At 51.8% G+C, this 25,662-nt stretch carries 20 protein-coding genes; 19 read left to right on the plus strand and 1 reads right to left on the minus strand.

Annotated elements, in window-relative coordinates; translation table 11 throughout:
• Positions 1 to 64 precede the first annotated feature (64 nt).
• The 12 genes from aroA (at position 65) to K0778_RS07825 (ending at position 13,898) form a co-directional block, all read left to right on the plus strand.
• Positions 65 to 1,348 carry a 3-phosphoshikimate 1-carboxyvinyltransferase gene (aroA, locus tag K0778_RS07770; protein WP_000445231.1) on the plus strand — a complete coding sequence of 428 codons (1,284 nt, stop codon included), beginning with the start codon at positions 65 to 67 and terminating at the stop codon, positions 1,346 to 1,348.
• Positions 1,349 to 1,516: 168 nt separating this feature from the next.
• Complete coding sequence (gene ycaL, locus K0778_RS07775; protein WP_001295345.1) at positions 1,517 to 2,281, plus strand: metallopeptidase YcaL; 765 nt, start codon at positions 1,517 to 1,519, stop codon at positions 2,279 to 2,281.
• A 172-nt stretch (positions 2,282 to 2,453) separates the two neighbouring features.
• Positions 2,454 to 3,137, plus strand: coding sequence for a (d)CMP kinase (cmk, locus tag K0778_RS07780; RefSeq protein ID WP_000125016.1), 684 nt, complete (start codon positions 2,454 to 2,456; stop codon positions 3,135 to 3,137).
• A gap of 110 nt (positions 3,138 to 3,247) precedes the next feature.
• Positions 3,248 to 4,921, plus strand: coding sequence for a 30S ribosomal protein S1 (gene rpsA, locus K0778_RS07785; RefSeq protein WP_000140327.1), 1,674 nt, complete (start codon positions 3,248 to 3,250; stop codon positions 4,919 to 4,921).
• 159 nt (positions 4,922 to 5,080) lie between these two features.
• Positions 5,081 to 5,365: an integration host factor subunit beta gene (gene ihfB / locus K0778_RS07790; RefSeq protein WP_000167336.1), complete on the plus strand. Its 285-nt coding sequence runs from the start codon at positions 5,081 to 5,083 to the stop codon at positions 5,363 to 5,365.
• Positions 5,366 to 5,572: 207 nt separating this feature from the next.
• Positions 5,573 to 7,837, plus strand: a complete 2,265-nt coding sequence (locus K0778_RS07795; protein ID WP_000705764.1) for a ComEC family protein — start codon at positions 5,573 to 5,575, stop codon at positions 7,835 to 7,837.
• Between the two features lie 36 nt (positions 7,838 to 7,873).
• Positions 7,874 to 9,622: a lipid A ABC transporter ATP-binding protein/permease MsbA gene (gene msbA, locus K0778_RS07800; RefSeq protein WP_000551270.1), complete on the plus strand. Its 1,749-nt coding sequence runs from the start codon at positions 7,874 to 7,876 to the stop codon at positions 9,620 to 9,622.
• The gene (lpxK, locus tag K0778_RS07805) at positions 9,619 to 10,605 is read left to right on the plus strand and encodes a tetraacyldisaccharide 4'-kinase (protein ID WP_001619275.1); all 987 of its coding nucleotides are present in this window, start codon (positions 9,619 to 9,621) and stop codon (positions 10,603 to 10,605) included. The genes msbA and lpxK overlap by 4 nt, the downstream gene beginning before the upstream one ends.
• 36 nt (positions 10,606 to 10,641) lie before the next feature.
• The gene (ycaQ, locus tag K0778_RS07810; RefSeq protein WP_000056538.1) at positions 10,642 to 11,874 is read left to right on the plus strand and encodes a crosslink repair DNA glycosylase YcaQ; all 1,233 of its coding nucleotides are present in this window, start codon (positions 10,642 to 10,644) and stop codon (positions 11,872 to 11,874) included.
• A 51-nt stretch (positions 11,875 to 11,925) separates the two neighbouring features.
• Positions 11,926 to 12,108 carry a protein YcaR gene (ycaR, locus tag K0778_RS07815; protein WP_000350058.1) on the plus strand — a complete coding sequence of 61 codons (183 nt, stop codon included), beginning with the start codon at positions 11,926 to 11,928 and terminating at the stop codon, positions 12,106 to 12,108.
• Complete coding sequence (gene kdsB / locus K0778_RS07820) at positions 12,105 to 12,851, plus strand: 3-deoxy-manno-octulosonate cytidylyltransferase (RefSeq protein ID WP_021559130.1); 747 nt, start codon at positions 12,105 to 12,107, stop codon at positions 12,849 to 12,851. The genes ycaR and kdsB overlap by 4 nt, the downstream gene beginning before the upstream one ends.
• Positions 12,852 to 13,004: 153 nt before the next feature.
• Positions 13,005 to 13,898 carry a YcbJ family phosphotransferase gene (locus K0778_RS07825; protein ID WP_000436922.1) on the plus strand — a complete coding sequence of 298 codons (894 nt, stop codon included), beginning with the start codon at positions 13,005 to 13,007 and terminating at the stop codon, positions 13,896 to 13,898.
• Here K0778_RS07825 and elyC read toward each other — a convergent pair.
• Complete coding sequence (elyC, locus tag K0778_RS07830) at positions 13,875 to 14,654, minus strand: envelope biogenesis factor ElyC (RefSeq protein ID WP_000899600.1); 780 nt, start codon at positions 14,652 to 14,654, stop codon at positions 13,875 to 13,877. The two genes, K0778_RS07825 and elyC, sit on opposite strands and share 24 nt — an antisense overlap.
• 135 nt (positions 14,655 to 14,789) lie before the next feature.
• Between elyC and cmoM the strand changes: the two genes are divergently transcribed.
• From cmoM to gloC, 7 genes are all read left to right on the plus strand, one after another.
• Positions 14,790 to 15,575 (plus strand): tRNA uridine 5-oxyacetic acid(34) methyltransferase CmoM, encoded by a 786-nt coding sequence (cmoM, locus tag K0778_RS07835; protein ID WP_001298300.1) that lies wholly within the window; start codon positions 14,790 to 14,792, stop codon positions 15,573 to 15,575.
• Entirely contained in the window at positions 15,572 to 16,894 is a 1,323-nt protein-coding gene (gene mukF / locus K0778_RS07840; RefSeq protein ID WP_001619280.1) for a chromosome partition protein MukF, read from the plus strand. Before cmoM ends, mukF begins: the two co-directional genes overlap by 4 nt.
• Positions 16,875 to 17,579 (plus strand): chromosome partition protein MukE, encoded by a 705-nt coding sequence (gene mukE / locus K0778_RS07845; RefSeq protein ID WP_001295931.1) that lies wholly within the window; start codon positions 16,875 to 16,877, stop codon positions 17,577 to 17,579. Before mukF ends, mukE begins: the two co-directional genes overlap by 20 nt.
• Positions 17,579 to 22,039 (plus strand): chromosome partition protein MukB, encoded by a 4,461-nt coding sequence (gene mukB / locus K0778_RS07850; RefSeq protein WP_063084798.1) that lies wholly within the window; start codon positions 17,579 to 17,581, stop codon positions 22,037 to 22,039. Before mukE ends, mukB begins: the two co-directional genes overlap by 1 nt.
• Positions 22,040 to 22,299: 260 nt before the next feature.
• Positions 22,300 to 24,147 carry a L,D-transpeptidase gene (gene ldtD, locus K0778_RS07855; protein WP_000925985.1) on the plus strand — a complete coding sequence of 616 codons (1,848 nt, stop codon included), beginning with the start codon at positions 22,300 to 22,302 and terminating at the stop codon, positions 24,145 to 24,147.
• 180 nt (positions 24,148 to 24,327) lie between these two features.
• Positions 24,328 to 24,876, plus strand: coding sequence for a YcbK family protein (locus K0778_RS07860; RefSeq protein ID WP_001295932.1), 549 nt, complete (start codon positions 24,328 to 24,330; stop codon positions 24,874 to 24,876).
• A gap of 26 nt (positions 24,877 to 24,902) precedes the next feature.
• Entirely contained in the window at positions 24,903 to 25,550 is a 648-nt protein-coding gene (gloC, locus tag K0778_RS07865) for a hydroxyacylglutathione hydrolase GloC (RefSeq protein WP_001109487.1), read from the plus strand.
• Positions 25,551 to 25,662: the final 112 nt, after the last annotated feature.

Consider the following 25,662-nt stretch of genomic DNA (forward strand, 5'->3'; position numbering starts at 1 on the left):
AATTTTGCTTAATCCCCACAGCCAGCCTGTGGGGTTTTTATTTCTGTTGTAGAGAGTTGAGTTCATGGAATCCCTGACGTTACAACCCATCGCTCGTGTCGATGGCACTATTAATCTGCCCGGTTCCAAGAGCGTTTCTAACCGCGCTTTATTGCTGGCGGCATTAGCACACGGCAAAACAGTATTAACCAATCTGCTGGATAGCGATGACGTGCGCCATATGCTGAATGCATTAACAGCGTTAGGGGTAAGCTATACGCTTTCAGCCGATCGTACGCGTTGCGAAATTATCGGTAACGGCGGTCCATTACACGCAGAAGGTGCCCTGGAGTTGTTCCTCGGTAACGCCGGAACGGCAATGCGTCCGCTGGCGGCAGCTCTTTGTCTGGGTAGCAATGATATTGTGCTGACCGGTGAGCCGCGTATGAAAGAACGCCCGATTGGTCATCTGGTGGATGCGCTGCGCCTGGGCGGGGCGAAGATCACTTACCTGGAACAAGAAAATTATCCGCCGTTGCGTTTACAGGGCGGCTTTACTGGCGGCAACGTTGACGTTGATGGCTCCGTTTCCAGCCAATTCCTCACCGCACTGTTAATGACTGCGCCTCTTGCGCCGGAAGATACGGTGATTCGTATTAAAGGCGATCTGGTTTCTAAACCTTATATCGACATCACACTCAATCTGATGAAGACGTTTGGTGTTGAAATTGAAAATCAGCACTATCAACAATTTGTCGTAAAAGGCGGGCAGTCTTATCAGTCTCCGGGTACTTATTTGGTCGAAGGCGATGCATCTTCGGCTTCTTACTTTCTGGCAGCAGCAGCAATCAAAGGCGGCACTGTAAAAGTGACCGGTATTGGACGTAACAGTATGCAGGGTGATATTCGCTTTGCTGATGTGCTGGAAAAAATGGGCGCGACCATTTGCTGGGGCGATGATTATATTTCCTGCACGCGTGGTGAACTGAACGCTATTGATATGGATATGAACCATATTCCTGATGCGGCGATGACCATTGCCACGGCGGCGTTATTTGCAAAAGGCACCACCACGCTGCGCAATATCTATAACTGGCGTGTTAAAGAGACCGATCGCCTGTTTGCGATGGCAACAGAACTGCGTAAAGTCGGCGCGGAAGTGGAAGAGGGGCACGATTACATTCGTATCACTCCTCCGGAAAAACTGAACTTTGCCGAGATCGCGACATACAATGATCACCGGATGGCGATGTGTTTCTCGCTGGTGGCGTTGTCAGATACACCAGTGACGATTCTTGATCCCAAATGCACGGCCAAAACATTTCCGGATTATTTCGAGCAGCTGGCGCGGATTAGCCAGGCAGCCTGAATGAACAACGGGCAATAAATAGCCAAATCTTTCTTTATCAAAACGTCGGCACATTGTCGGCGTTTTTTTTCGGACCTTGTGAGTCATTTTGATTAATGGTAGCGTCGCTTGTCAATGTAAGTTGTTGATACATAATATTTATATATGATTAATCAACGGATGATTCACATGAAGAATACTAAATTACTGCTGGCGATTGCGACCTCTGCAGCATTACTGACAGGGTGTCAAAATACCCACGGTATTGATACCAATATGGCTATCAGCTCCGGTTTAAATGCCTATAAAGCAGCAACATTAAGCGATGCCGATGCAAAAGCGATTGCCAATCAGGGCTGTGCCGAAATGGACAGCGGCAATCAAGTCGCAAGTAAATCCAGCAAGTACGGTAAACGTCTGGCAAAAATCGCCAAAGCATTGGGTAACAATATTAATGGCACGCCGGTCAACTATAAGGTTTATATGACCAGCGACGTCAACGCATGGGCGATGGCGAACGGCTGTGTTCGTGTCTACAGTGGCCTGATGGACATGATGAATGACAACGAAATTGAAGGCGTTCTGGGCCATGAACTGGGCCACGTCGCGTTGGGTCACTCGCTGGCTGAAATGAAAGCTTCTTATGCGATCGTTGCCGCACGCGATGCCATTTCAGCTACCAGCGGTGTGGCTTCCCAGCTTTCCCGCTCACAATTAGGTGATATCGCAGAAGGCGCTATCAATGCTAAATACTCCCGTGATAAAGAGTCCGAAGCAGATGATTTCTCCTTTGATCTGTTGAAGAAACGTGGCATCAGCACCCAGGGGCTGGTTGGCAGCTTTGAAAAACTGGCTAGCCTGGATGGCGGTCGCACCCAGTCCATGTTTGACTCTCACCCACCATCAACAGAGCGTGCGCAACACATCCGTGATCGTATCGCCTCTGGTAAGTAAATCATTGTCATCTTTCGGGCTGGTCTTCTGCCAGCCCGCTATAATTGCGCAATAAATCCCCATCTGAATACAGACAAAACTGGTTTTTGCACACAACGTTAACGATTTGTGGCGTCGGCGCGTATAATGCGCGCGGTTATGTTAACGGTACGCCTGTTTTAAGGAGATAAAGATGACGGCAATTGCCCCGGTTATTACCATTGATGGCCCAAGCGGTGCAGGGAAAGGCACCTTGTGTAAGGCTATGGCGGAAGCGTTGCAATGGCATCTGCTGGACTCGGGTGCAATTTATCGCGTACTGGCATTGGCGGCATTACATCACCATGTTGATGTTGCGTCGGAAGATGCGCTGGTACCGCTGGCATCCCATCTGGATGTACGTTTTGTGTCGACCAATGGCAATCTGGAAGTGATCCTCGAAGGGGAAGATGTCAGCGGCGAAATTCGTACTCAGGAAGTGGCGAATGCAGCTTCACAAGTCGCGGCATTCCCACGCGTTCGTGAAGCATTATTGCGTCGCCAACGCGCGTTTCGCGAATTACCAGGTCTGATTGCCGATGGCCGCGACATGGGAACGGTGGTATTCCCTGATGCACCAGTGAAAATTTTCCTTGACGCCTCCTCGGAAGAACGTGCGCATCGCCGCATGCTACAGTTGCAGGAGAAGGGCTTTAGTGTTAACTTTGAGCGCCTTTTGGCCGAGATCAAAGAACGCGACGACCGCGATCGTAACCGAGCGGTAGCGCCACTGGTTCCGGCAGCCGATGCTTTAGTGTTGGATTCCACCACCTTAAGCATTGAGCAAGTGATTGAAAAAGCGCTACAATACGCGCGCCAGAAATTGGCTCTCGCATAAGCGACCGAATTTGCAGTACCCCCGTTGCAATGGAATGACAGCGGGTATGTTAAACAACCCCATCCGGCATGGAGCCAGGTGGACGTTAAATATAAACCTGAAGATTAAACATGACTGAATCTTTTGCTCAACTCTTTGAAGAGTCCTTAAAAGAAATCGAAACCCGCCCGGGTTCTATCGTTCGTGGCGTTGTTGTTGCTATCGACAAAGACGTAGTACTGGTTGACGCTGGTCTGAAATCTGAGTCCGCCATCCCGGCTGAGCAGTTCAAAAACGCCCAGGGCGAGCTGGAAATCCAGGTAGGTGACGAAGTTGACGTTGCTCTGGACGCAGTAGAAGACGGCTTCGGTGAAACTCTGCTGTCCCGTGAGAAAGCTAAACGTCACGAAGCCTGGATCACGCTGGAAAAAGCTTACGAAGATGCTGAAACTGTTACCGGTGTTATCAACGGCAAAGTTAAGGGCGGCTTCACTGTTGAGCTGAACGGTATTCGTGCGTTCCTGCCAGGTTCTCTGGTAGACGTTCGTCCGGTGCGTGACACTCTGCACCTGGAAGGCAAAGAGCTTGAATTTAAAGTAATCAAGCTGGATCAGAAGCGCAACAACGTTGTTGTTTCTCGTCGTGCCGTTATCGAATCCGAAAACAGCGCAGAGCGCGATCAGCTGCTGGAAAACCTGCAGGAAGGCATGGAAGTTAAAGGTATCGTTAAGAACCTCACTGACTACGGTGCATTCGTTGATCTGGGCGGCGTTGACGGCCTGCTGCACATCACTGACATGGCCTGGAAACGCGTTAAGCATCCGAGCGAAATCGTCAACGTGGGCGACGAAATCACTGTTAAAGTGCTGAAGTTCGACCGCGAACGTACCCGTGTATCCCTGGGCCTGAAACAGCTGGGCGAAGATCCGTGGGTAGCTATCGCTAAACGTTATCCGGAAGGTACCAAACTGACTGGTCGCGTGACCAACCTGACCGACTACGGCTGCTTCGTTGAAATCGAAGAAGGCGTTGAAGGCCTGGTACACGTTTCCGAAATGGATTGGACCAACAAAAACATCCACCCGTCCAAAGTTGTTAACGTTGGCGATGTAGTGGAAGTTATGGTTCTGGATATCGACGAAGAACGTCGTCGTATCTCCCTGGGTCTGAAACAGTGCAAAGCTAACCCGTGGCAGCAGTTCGCGGAAACCCACAACAAGGGCGACCGTGTTGAAGGTAAAATCAAGTCTATCACTGACTTCGGTATCTTCATCGGCCTGGACGGCGGCATCGACGGCCTGGTTCACCTGTCTGACATCTCCTGGAACGTTGCAGGCGAAGAAGCAGTTCGTGAATACAAAAAAGGCGACGAAATCGCTGCAGTTGTTCTGCAGGTTGACGCAGAACGTGAACGTATCTCCCTGGGCGTTAAACAGCTCGCAGAAGATCCGTTCAACAACTGGGTTGCTCTGAACAAGAAAGGCGCTATCGTAACCGGTAAAGTAACTGCAGTTGACGCTAAAGGCGCAACCGTAGAACTGGCTGACGGCGTTGAAGGTTACCTGCGTGCTTCTGAAGCATCCCGTGACCGCGTTGAAGACGCTACCCTGGTTCTGAGCGTTGGCGACGAAGTTGAAGCTAAATTCACCGGCGTTGATCGTAAAAACCGCGCAATCAGCCTGTCTGTTCGTGCGAAAGACGAAGCTGACGAGAAAGATGCAATCGCAACTGTTAACAAACAGGAAGATGCAAACTTCTCCAACAACGCAATGGCTGAAGCTTTCAAAGCAGCTAAAGGCGAGTAATTCTCTGACTCTTCGGGATTTTTATTCCGAAGTTTGTTGAGTTTACTTGACAGATTGCAGGTTTCGTCCTGTAATCAAGCACTAAGGGCGGCTACGGCCGCCCTTAATCAATGCAGCAACAGCAGCCGCTTAATTTGCCTTTAAGGAACCGGAGGAATCATGACCAAGTCAGAATTGATAGAAAGACTTGCCACCCAGCAATCGCACATTCCCGCCAAGACGGTTGAAGATGCAGTAAAAGAGATGCTGGAGCATATGGCCTCGACTCTTGCGCAGGGCGAGCGTATTGAAATCCGCGGTTTCGGCAGTTTCTCTTTGCACTACCGCGCACCACGTACCGGACGTAATCCGAAGACTGGCGATAAAGTAGAACTGGAAGGAAAATACGTTCCTCACTTTAAACCTGGTAAAGAACTGCGCGATCGCGCCAATATTTACGGTTAAGTTTTTTACTCAAACTTGAACGAGAGAAAAGCACCTGTCGGGTGCTTTTTTCATTTCTCTAATCTGGAACTGGAAGCTGCCTCGCAGAGTTTTGAACAGTTTTCACCCTTTCGTTAAATTCTTCTGAATATGCCTCGGGGAACGCAAAATTCCCACCAGACAACCGCTCAACAAAGTTGCACACTTTCCATAAACAGGGAGGGGTGCATGAAAATAACGACAGTCGGTGTATGCATAATTAGCGGAATTTTTCCGTTGCTGATTTTGCCCCAATTGCCTGGGACATTAACCCTTGCGTTTCTGACTCTCTTCGCCTGCGTACTGGCATTTATCCCTGTTAAAACCGTCCGTTATATCGCGCTGACGTTGCTGTTTTTCGTTTGGGGCATATTATCAGCAAAGCAAATTTTGTGGGCAGGAGAAACCTTAACTGGCGCGACGCAGGATGCAATTGTTGAGATCACTGCAACTGACGGCATGACCACTCATTACGGTCAAATTACTCATCTACAAGGTCGACGTATATTCCCTGCGTCAGGTCTCGTGATGTATGGCGAATATCTTCCGCAAGCGGTTTGTGCTGGACAACAATGGTCAATGAAACTCAAAGTTCGTGCAGTTCATGGCCAACTTAATGATGGCGGCTTTGATAGCCAGCGTTATGCCATTGCCCAGCATCAGCCGCTCACCGGCCGTTTTCTGCAGGCAAGTGTCATTGAACCGAATTGTAGCCTGCGTGCACAGTATCTGGCGTCACTACAAACAACGCTGCAACCCTATCCGTGGAATGCGGTTATTCTTGGTTTAGGTATGGGGGAACGGTTATCCGTCCCCAAAGAAATCAAAAATATCATGCGCGATACTGGAACGGCGCATTTAATGGCGATATCGGGATTGCACATCGCTTTTGCGGCGTTGCTGGCTGCCGGACTCATTCGCAGTGGACAAATTTTTCTGCCTGGGCGCTGGATCCACTGGCAAATACCATTAATTGGCGGAATCTGCTGTGCTGCTTTTTATGCCTGGTTGACGGGAATGCAACCTCCTGCATTGCGTACCATGGTGGCGCTTGCTACGTGGGGAATGCTTAAGTTAAGTGGGCGACAGTGGAGTGGCTGGGATGTATGGATATGTTGTCTGGCGGCAATTTTGCTGATGGATCCTGTTGCCATTCTCTCGCAAAGTTTATGGCTCTCTGCCGCTGCGGTCGCGGCATTGATATTTTGGTATCAGTGGTTTCCCTGTCCTGAGTGGCAACTGCCGCCGGTATTGCGTGCAGTTGTTTCCCTCATCCATCTGCAACTGGGAATCACACTTCTGCTTATGCCCGTGCAAATCGTCATATTTCATGGCATTAGTCTGACCTCGTTTATTGCAAATCTATTAGCAATTCCCTTGGTGACATTTATCACGGTTCCGTTGATCCTCGCCGCGATGGTTGTGCATTTAAGCGGGCCGTTAATCCTGGAGCAAGGGTTATGGTTTCTTGCCGACCGGTCTTTGGCTTTACTTTTCTGGGGGTTAAAGAGTTTGCCGGAAGGGTGGATCAACATTGCTGAATGTTGGCAATGGCTATCATTTTCCCCATGGTTCTTACTGGTGGTATGGCGATTAAACGCCTGGCGAACGTTGCCAGCAATGTGTGTGGCTGGAGGCTTGCTGATGTGCTGGCCGCTGTGGCAAAAACCTCGACCTGACGAGTGGCAGCTGTACATGCTTGATGTCGGGCAAGGGCTGGCAATGGTGATAGCCAGAAACGGCAAAGCGATTCTCTATGACACAGGACTGGCCTGGCCTGAAGGGGATAGTGGGCAACAACTGATTATCCCCTGGCTCCACTGGCATAATCTTGAACCGGAAGGCGTTATTCTGAGCCATGAACATCTGGATCACCGGGGAGGGCTGGATTCAATATTGCATATATGGCCGATGTTATGGATCAGAAGTCCGTTAAACTGGGAACATCATCAGCCCTGTGTGCGTGGCGAAGCGTGGCAATGGCAAGGATTGCGTTTCAGCGCGCACTGGCCTTTACAAGGTAGCAACGATAAAGGAAATAACCATTCCTGTGTGGTTAAGGTTGATGACGGGACGAATAGCATTCTTCTAACCGGTGATATTGAAGCCCCAGCTGAACAAAAGATGCTAAGCCGTTACTGGCAGCAAGTGCAGGCAACATTGCTTCAGGTACCTCACCATGGCAGTAATACCTCATCATCGTTGCCATTAATTCAGCGAGTGAATGGAAAAGTGGCACTCGCATCGGCATCGCGCTATAACGCATGGCGACTGCCCTCTAACAAAGTTAAGCATCGCTATCAACTGCAAGGATATCAATGGATTGATACTCCACATCAAGGTCAAACAACGGTTAATTTTTCAGCGCAAGGCTGGCGGATTAGCAGCCTCAGGGAGCAAATTTTACCTCGTTGGTATCATCAGTGGTTTGGCGTGCCAGTGGATAACGGGTAGAATATGCGGCTATTTCAACAAATGCTGGTTTTTTGAATGCATAACGACAAAGATCTCTCTACGTGGCAGACATTCCGCCGACTGTGGCCAACCATTGCGCCTTTCAAAGCGGGTCTGATCGTGGCGGGCGTAGCGTTAATCCTCAACGCAGCCAGCGATACCTTCATGTTATCGCTCCTTAAGCCACTTCTTGATGATGGCTTTGGTAAAACAGATCGCTCCGTGCTGGTGTGGATGCCGCTGGTGGTGATCGGGCTGATGATTTTACGTGGTATCACCAGCTATGTCTCCAGCTACTGTATCTCCTGGGTATCAGGAAAGGTGGTAATGACCATGCGTCGCCGCCTGTTTGGTCACATGATGGGAATGCCAGTTTCATTCTTTGACAAACAGTCAACGGGTACGCTGTTGTCACGTATTACCTACGATTCCGAACAGGTTGCTTCTTCTTCTTCCGGCGCACTGATTACTGTTGTGCGTGAAGGTGCGTCGATCATCGGCCTGTTCATCATGATGTTCTATTACAGTTGGCAACTGTCGATCATTTTGATTGTGCTGGCACCGATTGTTTCGATTGCGATTCGCGTTGTATCGAAGCGTTTTCGCAACATCAGTAAAAACATGCAGAACACCATGGGGCAGGTGACCACCAGCGCAGAACAAATGCTGAAGGGCCACAAAGAAGTATTGATTTTCGGTGGTCAGGAAGTGGAAACGAAACGCTTTGATAAAGTCAGCAACCGAATGCGTCTTCAGGGGATGAAAATGGTTTCAGCCTCTTCCATCTCTGATCCGATCATTCAGCTGATCGCCTCTTTGGCGCTGGCGTTTGTTCTGTATGCGGCGAGCTTCCCAAGTGTCATGGATAGCCTGACTGCCGGTACGATTACCGTTGTTTTCTCTTCAATGATTGCACTGATGCGTCCGCTGAAATCGCTGACCAACGTTAACGCCCAGTTCCAGCGCGGTATGGCGGCTTGTCAGACGCTGTTTACCATTCTGGACAGTGAGCAGGAGAAAGATGAAGGTAAGCGCGTGATCGAGCGTGCGACTGGCGACGTGGAATTCCGCAATGTCACCTTTACTTATCCGGGACGTGACGTACCTGCATTGCGTAACATCAACCTGAAAATTCCGGCAGGGAAGACGGTTGCTCTGGTTGGACGCTCTGGTTCGGGTAAATCAACCATCGCCAGCCTGATCACGCGTTTTTACGATATTGATGAAGGCGAAATCCTGATGGATGGTCACGATCTGCGCGAGTATACCCTGGCGTCGTTACGTAACCAGGTTGCTCTGGTGTCGCAGAATGTCCATCTGTTTAACGATACGGTTGCTAACAACATTGCTTACGCACGGACTGAACAGTACAGCCGTGAGCAAATTGAAGAAGCGGCGCGTATGGCCTACGCCATGGACTTCATCAATAAGATGGATAACGGTCTCGATACAGTGATTGGTGAAAACGGCGTGCTGCTCTCTGGCGGTCAGCGTCAGCGTATTGCTATCGCTCGAGCCTTGTTGCGTGATAGCCCGATTCTGATTCTGGACGAAGCTACCTCGGCTCTGGATACCGAATCCGAACGTGCGATTCAGGCGGCACTGGATGAGTTGCAGAAAAACCGTACCTCTCTGGTGATTGCCCACCGCTTGTCTACCATTGAAAAGGCAGACGAAATCGTGGTCGTCGAGGATGGTGTCATTGTGGAACGCGGTACGCATAACGATTTGCTTGAGCACCGCGGCGTTTACGCGCAACTTCACAAAATGCAGTTTGGCCAATGATCGAAAAAATCTGGTCTGGTGAATCCCCTTTGTGGCGGCTATTGCTGCCACTCTCCTGGTTGTATGGCCTGGTGAGTGGCGCGATCCGTCTTTGCTATAAACTAAAACTGAAGCGCGCCTGGCGTGCCCCCGTACCGGTTGTCGTGGTTGGTAATCTCACCGCAGGCGGCAACGGAAAAACCCCGGTCGTTGTCTGGCTGGTGGAACAGTTGCAACAGCGCGGTATTCGCGTGGGGGTCGTATCGCGGGGATATGGTGGTAAGGCTGAATCTTATCCGCTGTTATTGTCGGCAGATACCACAACAGCACAGGCGGGTGATGAACCTGTGTTGATTTATCAACGCACTGATACGCCTGTTGCGGTTTCTCCCGTTCGTTCTGATGCGGTAAAAGCCATTCTGGCGCAACACCCTGATGTGCAGATCATCGTAACCGACGACGGTTTACAGCATTACCGTCTGGCGCGTGATGTGGAAATTGTTGTTATTGATGGTGTGCGTCGCTTTGGCAATGGCTGGTGGTTGCCGGCGGGGCCAATGCGTGAGCGAGCGGGGCGCTTAAAGTCGGTTGATGCGGTAATCGTCAACGGCGGTGTCCCTCGCAGCGGTGAAATCCCCATGCATCTGCTGCCGGGTCAGGCGGTGAATTTACGTACCGGTACGCGTTGTGACGTTGCTCAGCTTGAACATGTTGTGGCGATGGCGGGGATTGGGCATCCGCCGCGCTTTTTTGCCACGCTGAAGATGTGTGGCGTACAACCGGAAAAATGTGTACCGCTGGCCGATCATCAGTCTTTGAACCATGCGGATGTCAGTGCGTTGGTAAGCGCCGGGCAAACGCTGGTAATGACTGAAAAAGATGCGGTGAAATGCCGGGCCTTTGCAGAAGAAAATTGGTGGTATTTGCCTGTAGACGCACAGCTTTCAGGTGATGAACCAGCGAAACTGCTTACGCAACTAACCTCGCTGGCTTCTGGCAACTAGTTACGCCGCGGCAGCGTTCGATTGATGGAGTCATGAATGTCGCTGCCGCACCTCTCCCTTGCTGATGCGCGTAATCTTCACCTTGCCGCACAAGGCCTGTTAAACAAACCCCGCCGTCGAGCGTCGTTGGAGGATATTCCGGCAACGATCTCCCGCATGTCCTTGCTGCAAATCGATACCATCAATATTGTTGCCCGTAGTCCATATCTGGTGCTTTTCAGTCGTCTGGGAAATTATCCTGCCCAGTGGCTGGATGAGTCTCTGGCGCGTGGCGAATTAATGGAATACTGGGCGCATGAAGCCTGCTTTATGCCACGCAGCGACTTTCGTCTTATTCGCCACCGCATGCTGGCACCTGAAAAAATGGGCTGGAAATACAAAGACGCCTGGATGCAGGAACATGAGGCGGAAATTGCACAGTTAATTCAGCATATTCATGATAAGGGGCCGGTACGTTCAGCCGATTTTGAGCATCCTCGAAAAGGTGCAAGCGGCTGGTGGGAATGGAAGCCGCATAAACGGCATCTGGAAGGTTTATTTACTGCCGGAAAGGTGATGGTGATTGAACGGCGCAACTTCCAGCGCGTTTATGATTTAACCCACCGTGTCATGCCTGACTGGGATGATGAGCGCGATCTCGTTTCGCAAACAGAAGCAGAAATCATCATGCTGGATAACAGTGCGCGTAGCCTGGGAATATTCCGCGAACAGTGGCTGGCAGATTACTATCGGCTGAAACGTCCGGCACTGGCGGCGTGGCGCGAAGCGAGGGCTGAACAGCAGCAAATCATTGCTGTGCATGTTGAAAAATTGGGCAATCTTTGGCTGCATGATGATTTGCTGCCGCTACTCGAGCGAGCGCTGGCCGGAAAGCTCACTGCAACGCACAGCGCGGTACTTTCGCCTTTTGATCCTGTTGTCTGGGATCGCAAACGCGCAGAGCAGCTTTTTGATTTTAGCTACCGGCTGGAGTGCTATACCCCAGCGCCGAAACGCCAGTATGGCTATTTTGTTCTGCCGTTATTACATCGTGGGCAATTAGTTGGGCGAATGGATGCCAAAATGCATCGCCAGACAGGCATCCTTGAAGTTATCTCTCTGTGGTTACAGGAAGGTATTAAACCAACGACAACGCTGCAAAAAGGGCTACGTCAGGCGATTACTGATTTCGCTAACTGGCAGCAGGCAACGCGGGTGACATTAGGATGCTGCCCGCAAGGCCTCTTTACTGATTGCCGCACCGGCTGGGAAATAGACCCCGTCGCATAAATGATTATGATAAGATTTATGCATTCATAACCCGATCCATCTGGAGGAACTATGGATCATCGTCTGCTTGAAATCATTGCCTGCCCGGTTTGCAACGGAAAACTTTGGTATAACCAGGAAAAACAAGAGCTTATTTGCAAACTGGACAACCTGGCTTTCCCGCTGCGCGATGGTATTCCAGTGTTGCTGGAAACGGAAGCCCGCGTGCTGACTGCTGATGAGAGTAAATCATGAGTTTTGTGGTCATTATTCCCGCGCGCTACGCGTCCACGCGTCTGCCCGGTAAACCATTGGTTGATATTAACGGCAAACCCATGATTGTTCATGTTCTTGAACGCGCGCGCGAATCAGGTGCCGAGCGCATCATCGTGGCAACCGATCATGAGGATGTCGCCCGCGCCGTTGAAGCCGCTGGCGGTGAAGTATGTATGACGCGCGCCGATCACCAGTCAGGGACAGAACGCCTGGCGGAAGTTGTCGAAAAATGCGCGTTCAGCGACGACACGGTGATCGTTAATGTGCAGGGTGATGAACCGATGATCCCTGCGACAATCATTCGTCAGGTTGCTGATAACCTCGCTCAGCGTCAGGTGGGTATGGCGACTCTGGCGGTGCCAATCCACAATGCGGAAGAAGCGTTTAACCCGAATGCGGTGAAAGTGGTTCTCGACGCTGAAGGGTATGCACTGTACTTCTCACGCGCTACCATTCCGTGGGATCGTGATCGTTTTGCAAAAGGCCTTGAAACCGTTGGCGATAACTTCCTGCGTCACCTTGGTATTTATGGCTACCGTGCAGGCTTTATCCGTCGTTACGTCACCTGGCAGCCAAGCCCGTTAGAACACATCGAAATGTTAGAGCAGCTTCGTGTTCTGTGGTACGGCGAAAAAATCCACGTTGCTGTCGCGCATGAAGTTCCTGGCACAGGTGTGGATACCCCTGAAGATCTCAAGCGCGTTCGCGCTGAAATGCGCTAATTTCACTTCACGACACTTCAGCCAATTTTGGGAGGAGTGTCGTACCGTTACGATTTTCCTCAATTTTTCTTTTCAACAATTGATCTCATTCAGGTGACATCTTTTATATTGGCGCTCATTATGAAAGCAGTAGCTTTTATGAGGGTAATCTGAATGGAACAGCTGCGTGCCGAATTAAGCCATTTACTGGGCGAAAAACTCAGTCGTATTGAGTGCGTCAATGAAAAAGCGGATACGGCGTTGTGGGCTTTGTATGACAGCCAGGGAAACCCAATGCCGTTAATGGCAAGAAGCTTTAGTACGCCCGGAAAAGCCCGACAACTGGCATGGAAAACCACCATGCTGGCAAGAAGTGGGACTGTCCGTATGCCGACTATTTATGGTGTGATGACGCATGAAGAACACCCCGGCCCCGATGTCCTGCTACTGGAGCGGATGCGTGGTGTTTCGGTGGAGGCACCAGCCCGAACACCAGAACGCTGGGAACAACTCAAAGACCAAATCGTTGAAGCCTTACTGGCCTGGCACCGTCAGGACAGTCGCGGTTGCGTCGGCGCGGTCGACAATACTCAGGAAAATTTCTGGCCCTCATGGTACCGGCAACATGTTGAAGTGCTATGGACCACGCTCAATCAGTTCAATAACACCGGTCTGACGATGCAGGATAAGCGGATCCTGTTTCGCACTCGCGAATGTCTCCCGGCATTATTTGAAGGCTTTAACGACAATTGTGTGCTGATTCACGGTAACTTCTGTTTACGCAGCATGTTGAAAGATTCGCGCAGCGATCAGTTACTGGCGATGGTCGGGCCGGGACTAATGCTTTGGGCACCGCGAGAATACGAACTGTTCCGACTAATGGATAATTCTCTGGCGGAAGATTTGCTCTGGAGTTACCTGCAACGCGCGCCAGTGGCGGAGTCGTTCATCTGGCGGCGTTGGTTGTATGTGTTATGGGATGAAGTTGCGCAACTGGTTAATACCGGACGATTTAGTCGGCGCAACTTCGATCTGGCATCAAAATCACTCTTGCCGTGGCTCGCCTGACGAACCTTTTAGCCACTGCCAGATACGGCCAAGCGTTTCATAGCCAACACGATCGCTATGCATCAACCAGACCGGAGAAGGGATTGCCCGTTCCCACGGGTTAAGCGGCGAGTCGATGGCCAACTGATTCGCCGGGGCTGGTAGCGGATTTAACCCTTCCTGCTGAAAAAAGATCATCGCCCGCGGCAGATGTGATGCGGAGGTCACCAGCAGGAAAGGGGCGTCACCAATCGCCTGTTTCACTGCTGCAGCTTCTTCTTCGGTATCTTTTGGCAAATCCAGGGTGATAATTTGCTCGCGCGGCACGCCCAGCGATTGCGCAACTCTGGCACCTACTTCCGCTGTACTCACCGTATTGGTTTTTGCTACGCCTCCCGTGAAGATCAGTTTTGATCCCGGATTTTCGCGCCATAAGCGAATACCTTCATTCAGGCGTGGCAGACTGTTATTGATTAAATTAGAGCTCGGTGCCCACTGCGGGTTCCAGGTATAACCACCTCCGAGCACCACGATATAGTCCACTTTTTGCGAATTATTCCATGTCGGATAGGTGCTTTCGATGGGACGCAGCAGGCGGTCGGCTACCGGTTGCAAACTCAATAACAAGAGCGCCAGCCACCCAATGCTAATAAAAATCTTCCCGGTTTTTTGAAAACGGCTAAACCACAGCAGCGCCAGGCCAGCGCCAATAATCAACAACATCAGCGGAAGTGGCAGCAACATATTGCCAATCACTTTTTTCAGTGTAAAAAGCATCCTTTCTGGTTCCTTTTTTAACCATATAGCAAGGGATCGCCAGCGATATTACACCAGACGGGTTCATTCTCGCCGTGGCTGTGACAAAATAGCGTCTTTATCAGAAAACGTCTTAGCCAACCGGTGGAGAAAGCAATGCAGGATCGCAATTTTGATGATATTGCGGAAAAGTTTTCCCGTAACATTTACGGCACCACCAAAGGGCAGCTTCGACAGGCTATTCTGTGGCAGGATCTCGATCGCGTGCTGGCGGAAATGGGCCCGCAAAAACTGCGTGTGCTGGATGCTGGCGGTGGAGAAGGGCAGACCGCAATCAAAATGGCCGAGCGTGGGCATCAGGTCATTTTATGCGATCTTTCTGCGCAGATGATCGACCGCGCAAAACAGGCGGCAGAAGCAAAAGGTGTGAGCGACAACATGCAATTTATACATTGCGCCGCTCAGGATGTTGCTTCGCATTTGGAAACGCCCGTTGATCTGATATTGTTCCATGCGGTGCTCGAGTGGGTGGCTGATCCCCGCAGCGTATTGCAGACCCTGTGGTCAGTGTTGCGTCCAGGCGGCGTGTTGTCGTTAATGTTCTACAATGCGCATGGTTTGTTGATGCATAACATGGTCGCCGGGAATTTTGATTACGTGCAGGCGGGAATGCCGAAAAAGAAAAAACGGACGCTTTCGCCAGATTATCCACGCGACCCGGCGCAGGTTTATCTGTGGCTGGAAGAAGCTGGTTGGCAAATTATGGGTAAGACAGGCGTTCGCGTGTTTCATGATTATCTGCGCGAGAAACACCAGCAGCGCGACTGCTATGAAGCATTACTTGAATTAGAAACGCGTTATTGCCGTCAGGAACCGTATATTACCCTGGGGCGTTATATTCATGTCACCGCGCGCAAACCGCAGAGCAAGGATAAAGTATGAGTGAATTTTCCCAGACAGTCCCCGAACTGGTTGCCTGGGCCAGAAAAAATGACTTCTCCATCTCGCTGCCGGTAGACCGACTCTCTTTTCTGCTGGCGGTTGCCACGCTGAACGGCGAGCGTCTGGATGGTGAGATGAGTGAAGGCGAGCTGGTGGATGCATTCCGCCATGTGAGTGATGTGTTTGAGCAAACCAGCGAAACCATCGGCGTGCGCGCCAATAACGCGATCAACGACATGGTGCGTCAACGTCTGCTGAACCGCTTTACCAGCGAGCAGGCGGAAGGGAACGCAATTTACCGTCTGACGCCGCTCGGCATCGGCATTACTGACTACTACATCCGTCAGCGCGAGTTTTCTACGCTGCGTCTTTCTATGCAGTTGTCGATTGTGGCGGGTGAGCTCAAACGCGCAGCAGATGCCGCCGAAGAGGGCGGTGATGAATTTCACTGGCACCGTAATGTCTATGCGCCACTGAAATATTCGGTAGCAGAAATTTTCGACAGTATCGACCTGACGCAACGTCTGATGGACGAACAGCAGCAGCAGGTGAAGGACGATATCGCCCAGTTGCTGAACAAAGACTGGCGGGCGGCGATTTCCAGCTGTGAATTGTTGCTTTCGGAAACTTCCGGAACGCTGCGTGAATTGCAGGATACGCTGGAAGCGGCAGGCGACAAATTGCAGGCTAATCTGTTGCGCATTCAGGATGCGACGATGACCCATGACGATCTGCATTTCGTCGATCGTCTGGTGTTCGATCTGCAGAGCAAACTCGATCGTATTATCAGTTGGGGCCAGCAATCCATCGACTTGTGGATTGGCTACGACCGCCACGTACACAAATTTATTCGTACCGCGATCGATATGGATAAAAACCGCGTCTTTGCTCAGCGGTTACGTCAGTCGGTACAAACCTATTTTGATGAGCCGTGGGCGCTAACTTATGCCAATGCCGATCGTCTGCTGGATATGCGTGACGAAGAGATGGCACTGCGCGATGAAGAAGTGACTGGGGAACTTCCTGAGGATCTGGAATACGAAGAGTTTAACGAGATCCGCGAACAGCTGGCGGCGATCATCGAAGAACAACTTGCCGTGTACAAAACCAGACAAGTGCCGCTGGATCTTGGTCTGGTGGTACGCGAATATCTGTCACAGTATCCGCGTGCACGTCACTTTGACGTTGCGCGTATTGTTATTGATCAGGCGGTACGTCTTGGCGTAGCGCAAGCAGATTTCACCGGACTGCCAGCGAAATGGCAGCCGATTAATGATTACGGAGCCAAGGTACAGGCGCATGTCATCGACAAATATTGAACAAGTGATGCCGGTTAAGCTGGCGCAGGCGCTGGCGAATCCGTTATTTCCGGCGCTGGACAGCGCCTTACGTTCAGGACGCCATATTGGCCTCGACGAACTGGATAATCATGCATTCCTGATGGATTTTCAGGAATATCTGGAAGAGTTTTACGCGCGTTATAACGTTGAGCTTATTCGCGCACCGGAAGGGTTCTTCTATTTACGCCCACGTTCCACCACTCTTATCCCGCGTTCCGTCTTGTCGGAACTGGATATGATGGTCGGGAAAATCCTCTGTTATCTCTATCTCAGCCCGGAACGGCTGGCGAATGAGGGGATTTTCACCCAGCAGGAACTGTACGACGAACTGCTCACCCTGGCCGATGAAGCAAAACTGCTGAAACTGGTGAACAACCGTTCAACCGGTTCAGACGTTGACCGTCAGAAGTTGCAGGAGAAAGTACGTTCTTCGCTCAACCGTCTGCGTCGTTTAGGCATGGTGTGGTTTATGGGCCACGACAGCAGCAAGTTCCGCATTACCGAATCGGTGTTCCGCTTCGGAGCCGATGTGCGTGCTGGCGACGATCCCCGTGAAGCACAGCGTCGCCTGATTCGTGATGGCGAAGCAATGCCGATTGAAAATCATCTGCAACTCAACGATGAAACCGAAGAGAGCCAGCCAGATAGCGGAGAGGAAGAATAATGATTGAACGCGGTAAATTTCGCTCACTGACGCTGATTAACTGGAACGGCTTTTTTGCCCGAACTTTTGACCTTGACGAGCTGGTCACGACGCTTTCCGGCGGTAACGGGGCGGGTAAATCCACCACGATGGCGGCGTTCGTTACGGCGCTGATCCCCGACCTGACCCTGCTGCATTTCCGTAACACTACGGAAGCCGGGGCCACCAGCGGTTCGCGCGATAAAGGTCTGCACGGTAAGCTGAAAGCGGGTGTCTGTTATTCGATGCTCGACACCATTAACTCGCGCCACCAGCGCGTGGTGGTCGGTGTGCGTCTGCAACAGGTTGCCGGACGCGATCGTAAAGTGGATATCAAACCATTTGCCATTCAGGGACTGCCGATGTCGGTGCAGCCGACACAGCTGGTGACCGAAACCCTGAACGAACGCCAGGCGCGCGTGCTGCCGCTTAACGAGCTGAAAGACAAGCTCGAGGCGATGGAAGGCGTGCAGTTTAAACAGTTCAACTCCATTACCGATTACCACTCGCTGATGTTCGATCTGGGCATCATCGCGCGTCGTCTGCGCTCCGCATCTGACCGTAGCAAATTCTATCGTCTGATCGAAGCTTCGCTGTATGGCGGGATCTCCAGTGCCATTACCCGTTCTCTGCGCGACTACCTGTTGCCGGAAAACAGCGGCGTGCGTAAAGCGTTCCAGGACATGGAAGCGGCGCTGCGTGAAAACCGCATGACGCTGGAAGCGATTCGTGTCACCCAGTCGGACCGTGACCTGTTTAAGCATCTGATCAGCGAAGCTACCAACTACGTGGCGGCGGACTACATGCGTCACGCCAACGAGCGCCGTGTCCATCTCGACAAAGCCCTGGAGTTTCGTCGCGAGTTACATACTTCGTGTCAGCAACTGGCGGCTGAGCAGTACAAACACGTCGATATGGCGCGTGAGCTGGCAGAGCACAACGGTGCCGAAGGCGATCTGGAAGCGGATTATCAGGCGGCCAGCGATCACCTGAACCTGGTGCAAACCGCACTGCGTCAGCAGGAGAAGATCGAACGCTACGAAGCGGATCTCGATGAGCTGCAGATCCGTCTGGAAGAGCAAAACGAAGTGGTGGCAGAAGCCATCGAACGCCAGGAAGAGAACGAGGCTCGCGCGGAAGCTGCCGAACTGGAAGTGGACGAGCTGAAAAGCCAGCTTGCTGACTACCAGCAGGCGCTGGACGTCCAGCAAACGCGCGCGATCCAGTATAACCAGGCGATTGCTGCACTTAATCGTGCCAAAGAACTGTGCCATCTGCCGGACTTAACCGCCGACAGCGCCGCCGAATGGCTGGAAACCTTCCAGGCGAAAGAGCTGGAAGCGACTGAAAAAATGCTCTCTCTTGAGCAGAAAATGAGCATGGCGCAAACCGCGCACAGCCAGTTTGAGCAGGCTTATCAGCTGGTGGTGGCAATCAACGGCCCACTGGCGCGTAACGAGGCGTGGGATGTCGCTCGCGAACTATTGCGCGAAGGGGTCGATCAGCGTCACCTGGCAGAGCAGGTTCAGCCGCTGCGGATGCGATTAAGCGAACTGGAACAGCGTCTACGCGAGCAGCAAGAAGCTGAGCGTCTGCTGGCAGATTTCTGCAAACGTCAGGGCAAGAATTTTGATATCGACGAACTGGAAGCCCTGCATCAGGAACTGGAAGCACGCATTGCCTCTCTTTCCGATAGCGTGTCTAACGCCCATGAAGAGCGCATGGCACTGCGCCAGGAGCAGGAACAGCTGCAGTCTCGCATTCAGAGTTTGATGCAGCGTGCGCCGGTTTGGCTGGCAGCGCAAAACAGTCTCAACCAGTTGAGCGAACAGTGCGGCGAAGAGTTTACCTCCAGCCAGGACGTCACCGAATATCTGCAACAGTTGCTGGAGCGTGAGCGAGAGGCGATTGTTGAACGCGATGAAGTGGGCGCGCGCAAAAACGCCGTCGATGAAGAGATCGAACGTTTAAGCCAGCCTGGCGGCTCTGAAGATCAGCGTCTGAACGCGCTGGCGGAGCGTTTTGGTGGTGTGCTGCTGTCAGAAATTTATGACGACGTTAGCTTGGAAGATGCGCCGTACTTCTCAGCGCTGTATGGCCCGTCACGCCACGCCATCGTGGTGCCAGATCTGTCACAGGTAACTGAACACCTGGAAGGCTTGACCGATTGCCCGGAAGATCTCTATCTGATCGAAGGAGATCCGCAGTCATTCGATGACAGCGTGTTCAGCGTTGATGAGCTGGAAAAAGCGGTAGTGGTGAAAATCGCCGATCGTCAGTGGCGTTATTCACGTTTCCCGGAAGTGCCGCTGTTTGGTCGTGCTGCGCGTGAAAGCCGTATTGAAAGCCTCCATGCCGAGCGTGAAGTGCTTTCCGAACGCTTCGCCACGCTCTCCTTTGATGTACAGAAAACTCAGCGTCTGCATCAGGCGTTCAGCCGCTTTATCGGCAGTCATCTGGCGGTTGCGTTTGAGTCTGACCCGGAAGCAGAAATCCGTCAACTGAACAGCCGTCGCGTCGAACTGGAGCGGGCGTTAAGTAATCATGAAAATGATAACCAGCAGCAGCGTATTCAGTTTGAGCAGGCGAAAGAGGGCGTTACGGCGCTGAACCGCATTCTGCCGCGTCTCAACCTGTTGGCTGATGACAGCCTGGCGGATCGCGTCGATGAAATCCGCGAACGTCTGGATGAAGCCCAGGAAGCCGCGCGTTTTGTTCAGCAGTTTGGCAATCAACTGGCGAAACTGGAACCGATTGTTTCGGTATTGCAGAGCGACCCGGAACAGTTCGAACAGTTAAAAGAAGATTACGCGTACTCTCAGCAGATGCAGCGCGATGCCCGTCAGCAGGCGTTTGCCCTGACGGAAGTGGTGCAGCGTCGTGCGCACTTTAGCTATTCTGACTCGGCAGAAATGCTTAGCGGTAACAGCGATCTCAACGAAAAACTGCGTGAACGTCTGGAACAGGCGGAAGCGGAGCGTACCCGCGCTCGCGAAGCGTTGCGCGGTCACGCAGCGCAGTTGAGTCAGTACAACCAGGTGCTGGCTTCGCTGAAAAGTTCTTACGACACCAAAAAAGAGCTACTCAACGATCTGCAACGTGAATTGCAGGATATCGGCGTGCGTGCTGATAGCGGGGCAGAAGAGCGGGCGCGTATTCGCCGTGACGAGCTGCATGCGCAACTGAGCAATAACCGTTCACGCCGCAATCAACTGGAAAAAGCGCTTACCTTCTGCGAAGCGGAGATGGACAACCTGACCCGCAAACTGCGCAAGCTGGAGCGGGATTACTTTGAGATGCGCGAGCAGGTAGTGACCGCTAAAGCGGGCTGGTGTGCGGTGATGCGCATGGTGAAAGATAACGGCGTTGAGCGCCGCTTACACCGTCGTGAGCTGGCTTATCTCTCCGCTGATGATTTGCGTTCCATGTCGGATAAGGCGTTAGGTGCGCTGCGTCTGGCGGTGGCGGATAACGAACATCTGCGCGACGTGCTGCGCATGTCGGAAGATCCGAAACGTCCGGAGCGTAAAATTCAGTTCTTCGTGGCGGTTTATCAGCATCTGCGTGAACGTATTCGTCAGGATATTATTCGTACCGATGATCCGGTGGAAGCTATCGAACAGATGGAGATTGAACTTAGCCGTCTGACCGAAGAATTAACCTCCCGTGAACAGAAACTGGCGATCAGTTCCCGCAGCGTGGCGAACATCATTCGCAAAACCATTCAGCGCGAGCAGAACCGTATCCGTATGCTCAACCAGGGGTTGCAGAACGTATCGTTTGGTCAGGTGAACAGCGTGCGTCTCAACGTGAACGTGCGTGAAACGCACGCCATGCTACTGGATGTGCTCTCTGAACAGCACGAGCAGCATCAGGATCTGTTTAACAGCAACCGTTTGACCTTCTCGGAAGCGCTGGCGAAACTGTATCAACGTCTTAACCCGCAGATTGATATGGGGCAGCGCACGCCGCAGACCATCGGTGAAGAACTGCTGGATTACCGCAACTATCTGGAAATGGAAGTTGAGGTTAACCGTGGTTCCGATGGCTGGCTGCGCGCAGAGTCTGGTGCATTGTCGACCGGTGAGGCGATTGGTACCGGTATGTCGATTCTGGTGATGGTGGTACAAAGCTGGGAAGATGAATCTCGCCGCCTGCGCGGTAAAGATATCTCTCCTTGCCGCCTGCTGTTCCTCGATGAAGCAGCGCGACTGGATGCTCGTTCTATCGCCACGCTGTTTGAATTGTGTGAGCGTTTGCAAATGCAACTCATCATCGCAGCGCCGGAAAATATCAGCCCGGAGAAAGGCACCACCTATAAACTGGTGCGTAAAGTCTTCCAGAATACCGAACACGTTCATGTCGTCGGCCTGCGAGGATTTGCGCCGCAACTCCCTGAAACGCTTCCAGGAACTGACGAAGCGCCTTCTCAGGCGAGTTAAAATTAAGGCGGCAGCAATGCCGCCTTTTCTTTTTCCGAAAACTCCGTTTCTGCACTAAAAAAGTGGCACATTACGGCGCGCTTTTCTTTAAACTTCTTTACATTAGGTTATGTAAAAACGTATCGGCGTTTATATACTGAAGATAAGCCTGATGAGTAACAGGCTTGCTCGTCATACTTTCGTGAGTATTGGCGTTGTACAGGCAAGTCGTAAAATAACAGCCTGGCTATTCAGAGTATGATAAAAACAGGGGGCAAGGGATGTTGCTTAATATGATGTGTGGTCGTCGGCTGTCGGCAATCAGTTTGTGCCTGGCCGTAACATTCGCTCCACTGTTCAATGCGCAGGCCGATGAGCCTGAAGTAATCCCTGGCGACAGCCCGGTGGCTGTCAGTGAACAGGGCGAGGCACTGCCGCAGGCGCAAGCCACGGCAATAATGGCGGGGATCCAGCCATTGCCTGAAGGTGCGGCAGAAAAAGCCCGCACGCAAATCGAATCTCAATTACCCGCAGGTTACAAGCCGGTTTATCTTAACCAGCTTCAACTGTTGTATGCCGCACGCGATATGCAACCCATGTGGGAAAACCGTGATGCTGTTAAAGCCTTCCAGCAACAGCTGGCAGAGGTGGCGATTGCCGGTTTCCAGCCGCAGTTTAATAAATGGGTAGAGTTACTGACCGATCCTGGTGTTAACGGGATGGCACGCGACGTGGTGCTCTCTGATGCGATGATGGGCTATCTCCATTTCATTGCAAATATTCCGGTCAAAGGCACTCGCTGGCTATATAGCAGTAAACCTTATGCACTTGCAACGCCGCCGCTCTCGGTGATTAACCAATGGCAGCTGGCGCTGGATAAAGGTCAATTGCCTACGTTTGTTGCAGGACTGGCACCGCAGCATCCGCAATATGCGGCGATGCATGAATCGTTACTGGCCTTACTCTGTGACACCAAACCGTGGCCCCAACTGACCGGCAAAGCAACGTTGCGCCCAGGGCAGTGGAGTAACGACGTACCGGCGTTGCGCGAAATATTGCAACGCACAGGCATGTTGGACGGGGGGCCGAAAATTACTCTACCTGGCGATGACACGCCAACTGACGCGGTAGTCAGCCCATCCGCTGTTACTGTTGAAACAGCAGAAACTAAGCCGATGGATAAGCAAACGACGTCTCGTAGTAAACCTGCGCCTGCCGTTCGCGCCGCCTACGATAATGAACTGGTGGAAGCCGTTAAACGTTTTCAGGCATGGCAAGGATTGGGGGCAGATGGTGCTATTGGCCCGGCAACACGTGACTGGTTAAACGTAACGCCCGCCCAGCGTGCTGGCGTGTTGGCTCTCAACATCCAGCGATTGCGCTTGCTGCCAACAGAGCTTTCTACCGGGATCATGGTTAACATTCCGGCCTATTCGCTGGTCTACTATCAGAACGGCAATCAGGTGCTGGATTCGCGAGTCATTGTCGGTCGCCCCGATCGCAAAACGCCGATGATGAGCAGTGCCCTTAACAACGTAGTGGTAAACCCGCCGTGGAACGTACCTCCAACTCTGGCACGCAAAGATATTCTGCCAAAAGTGCGCAACGATCCGGGATATCTCGAAAGCCATGGCTATACGGTGATGCGCGGCTGGAACAGCAGAGAAGCGATTGACCCATGGCAGGTTGACTGGTCTACAATCACGGCCTCGAATTTACCGTTCCGCTTCCAGCAGGCTCCAGGCCCACGGAACTCGCTGGGGCGCTATAAATTCAATATGCCGAGTTCAGAGGCCATTTATTTGCATGACACGCCGAACCACAATCTGTTCAAGCGTGATACACGCGCATTGAGCTCAGGCTGTGTACGAGTGAATAAAGCTTCCGATCTGGCGAATATGCTGTTGCAGGATGCAGGCTGGAATGACAAACGTATTTCTGATGCGCTGAAGCAGGGTGATACACGTTACGTCAATATTCGGCAGTCGATTCCGGTGAATCTCTACTACCTGACGGCCTTTGTTGGTGCAGATGGTCGTACCCAGTATCGTACAGATATTTACAATTATGATCTGCCTGCGCGATCCAGCTCGCAAATCGTATCGAAAGCGGAACAATTAATCAGGTAAATGAAGTAGTTCGGGGAAATCAGTTGTCGTAATAATTAGCATGATTGGGGGCGATTCTCTGCAGCCCCCGTCACTGCTGGGGTTGAGTCATCTTGACGTCTGCTTTACGGGCGGTTAAGGTGCCTCTTGTGCGCCAGAAGTGCATATAAACGATAACATTGACCTGTAGACTTGATTATCATGGACAAATTCGACGCTAATCGCCGCAAATTGCTGGCGCTTGGTGGCGTTGCACTCGGTGCCGCCATCCTGCCGACCCCTGCGTTTGCAACACTCTCTACCCCACGCCCGCGCATTTTGACACTCAATAATCTTCATACCGGAGAGTCAATCAAAGCGGAGTTTTTCGATGGCAGAGGCTATATTCAGGAAGAATTGGCAAAACTTAACCATTTTTTCCGCGATTACCGCGCGAACAAAATAAAGTCCATCGACCCAGGATTATTCGACCAGTTGTATCGCCTGCAAGGGTTGTTAGGCACGCGCAAACCGGTGCAACTCATTTCCGGTTATCGTTCTATTGATACCAACAATGAACTACGCGCCCGCAGCCGTGGAGTAGCGAAGAAAAGCTATCACACTAAAGGCCAGGCGATGGATTTCCATATTGAAGGTATCGCGTTAAGCAATATTCGCAAAGCCGCGTTATCTATGCGCGCAGGTGGTGTAGGATATTACCCACGTAGTAACTTTGTGCATATTGATACCGGGCCAGCACGGCACTGGTAGCAATCGCTTAACGAAACAGGGGCAGTATGAACTATCGTATTATTCCGGTCACCGCATTCTCCCAGAACTGTTCATTAATCTGGTGTGAACAAACCCGTCTGGCCGCACTGGTCGATCCTGGCGGCGATGCGGAAAAAATCAAACAGGAAGTTGATGACAGCGGCCTGACACTGATGCAGATCCTGCTGACGCATGGTCATCTGGACCACGTTGGCGCAGCGGCGGAACTGGCGCAACATTACGGCGTGCCAGTTTTTGGCCCGGAAAAAGAAGATGAGTTCTGGCTGCAAGGCTTGCCTGCGCAAAGTCGTATGTTTGGTCTGGAAGAGTGCCAGCCGCTGACGCCAGATCGTTGGCTGAACGAAGGCGATACCATCAGCATAGGGAATGTGACTTTACAGGTGTTACATTGCCCTGGGCATACGCCGGGTCATGTAGTGTTTTTTGATGATCGGGCAAAGCTGCTGATTTCTGGCGATGTTATTTTCAAAGGCGGAGTAGGGCGCAGTGACTTCCCGCGTGGCGATCATAATCAACTGATTTCTTCAATCAAAGATAAATTGCTGCCACTGGGGGATGACGTGACATTTATTCCGGGTCACGGACCATTATCCACACTTGGTTATGAACGCCTGCATAATCCCTTCCTGCAAGACGAAATGCCCGTCTGGTAAGGCACATAAAAAAGCCCGCTTTTAATGCGGGCCTGGATTTCTGGCAAAGTGCGCTTTGTTTATGCCGGATGCGGCACGAGCGCCTTATCCGGCCTACAAAATCGTGCAAATT

The sequence above is a fragment of the Escherichia sp. XD33 genome, assembly GCF_019375075.1.
Taxonomy (GTDB): Bacteria; Pseudomonadota; Gammaproteobacteria; order Enterobacterales; family Enterobacteriaceae; genus Enterobacter; species Enterobacter flexneri_A.

What these genes read in the sequence shown, in the direction of transcription:
- aroA (WP_000445231.1), top strand. Translation starts at nt 65, where the DNA reads ATGGAATCCCTGACGTTACAACCCATCGCTCGTGTCGATGGCACTATT.
- ycaL (WP_001295345.1), top strand. Translation starts at nt 1,517, where the DNA reads ATGAAGAATACTAAATTACTGCTGGCGATTGCGACCTCTGCAGCATTA.
- cmk (WP_000125016.1), top strand. Translation starts at nt 2,454, where the DNA reads ATGACGGCAATTGCCCCGGTTATTACCATTGATGGCCCAAGCGGTGCA.
- rpsA (WP_000140327.1), top strand. Translation starts at nt 3,248, where the DNA reads ATGACTGAATCTTTTGCTCAACTCTTTGAAGAGTCCTTAAAAGAAATC.
- ihfB (WP_000167336.1), top strand. Translation starts at nt 5,081, where the DNA reads ATGACCAAGTCAGAATTGATAGAAAGACTTGCCACCCAGCAATCGCAC.
- K0778_RS07795 (WP_000705764.1), top strand. Translation starts at nt 5,573, where the DNA reads ATGAAAATAACGACAGTCGGTGTATGCATAATTAGCGGAATTTTTCCG.
- msbA (WP_000551270.1), top strand. Translation starts at nt 7,874, where the DNA reads ATGCATAACGACAAAGATCTCTCTACGTGGCAGACATTCCGCCGACTG.
- lpxK (WP_001619275.1), top strand. Translation starts at nt 9,619, where the DNA reads ATGATCGAAAAAATCTGGTCTGGTGAATCCCCTTTGTGGCGGCTATTG.
- ycaQ (WP_000056538.1), top strand. Translation starts at nt 10,642, where the DNA reads ATGTCGCTGCCGCACCTCTCCCTTGCTGATGCGCGTAATCTTCACCTT.
- ycaR (WP_000350058.1), top strand. Translation starts at nt 11,926, where the DNA reads ATGGATCATCGTCTGCTTGAAATCATTGCCTGCCCGGTTTGCAACGGA.
- kdsB (WP_021559130.1), top strand. Translation starts at nt 12,105, where the DNA reads ATGAGTTTTGTGGTCATTATTCCCGCGCGCTACGCGTCCACGCGTCTG.
- K0778_RS07825 (WP_000436922.1), top strand. Translation starts at nt 13,005, where the DNA reads ATGGAACAGCTGCGTGCCGAATTAAGCCATTTACTGGGCGAAAAACTC.
- elyC (WP_000899600.1), bottom strand. Translation starts at nt 14,654, where the DNA reads ATGCTTTTTACACTGAAAAAAGTGATTGGCAATATGTTGCTGCCACTT.
- cmoM (WP_001298300.1), top strand. Translation starts at nt 14,790, where the DNA reads ATGCAGGATCGCAATTTTGATGATATTGCGGAAAAGTTTTCCCGTAAC.
- mukF (WP_001619280.1), top strand. Translation starts at nt 15,572, where the DNA reads ATGAGTGAATTTTCCCAGACAGTCCCCGAACTGGTTGCCTGGGCCAGA.
- mukE (WP_001295931.1), top strand. Translation starts at nt 16,875, where the DNA reads ATGTCATCGACAAATATTGAACAAGTGATGCCGGTTAAGCTGGCGCAG.
- mukB (WP_063084798.1), top strand. Translation starts at nt 17,579, where the DNA reads ATGATTGAACGCGGTAAATTTCGCTCACTGACGCTGATTAACTGGAAC.
- ldtD (WP_000925985.1), top strand. Translation starts at nt 22,300, where the DNA reads ATGTTGCTTAATATGATGTGTGGTCGTCGGCTGTCGGCAATCAGTTTG.
- K0778_RS07860 (WP_001295932.1), top strand. Translation starts at nt 24,328, where the DNA reads ATGGACAAATTCGACGCTAATCGCCGCAAATTGCTGGCGCTTGGTGGC.
- gloC (WP_001109487.1), top strand. Translation starts at nt 24,903, where the DNA reads ATGAACTATCGTATTATTCCGGTCACCGCATTCTCCCAGAACTGTTCA.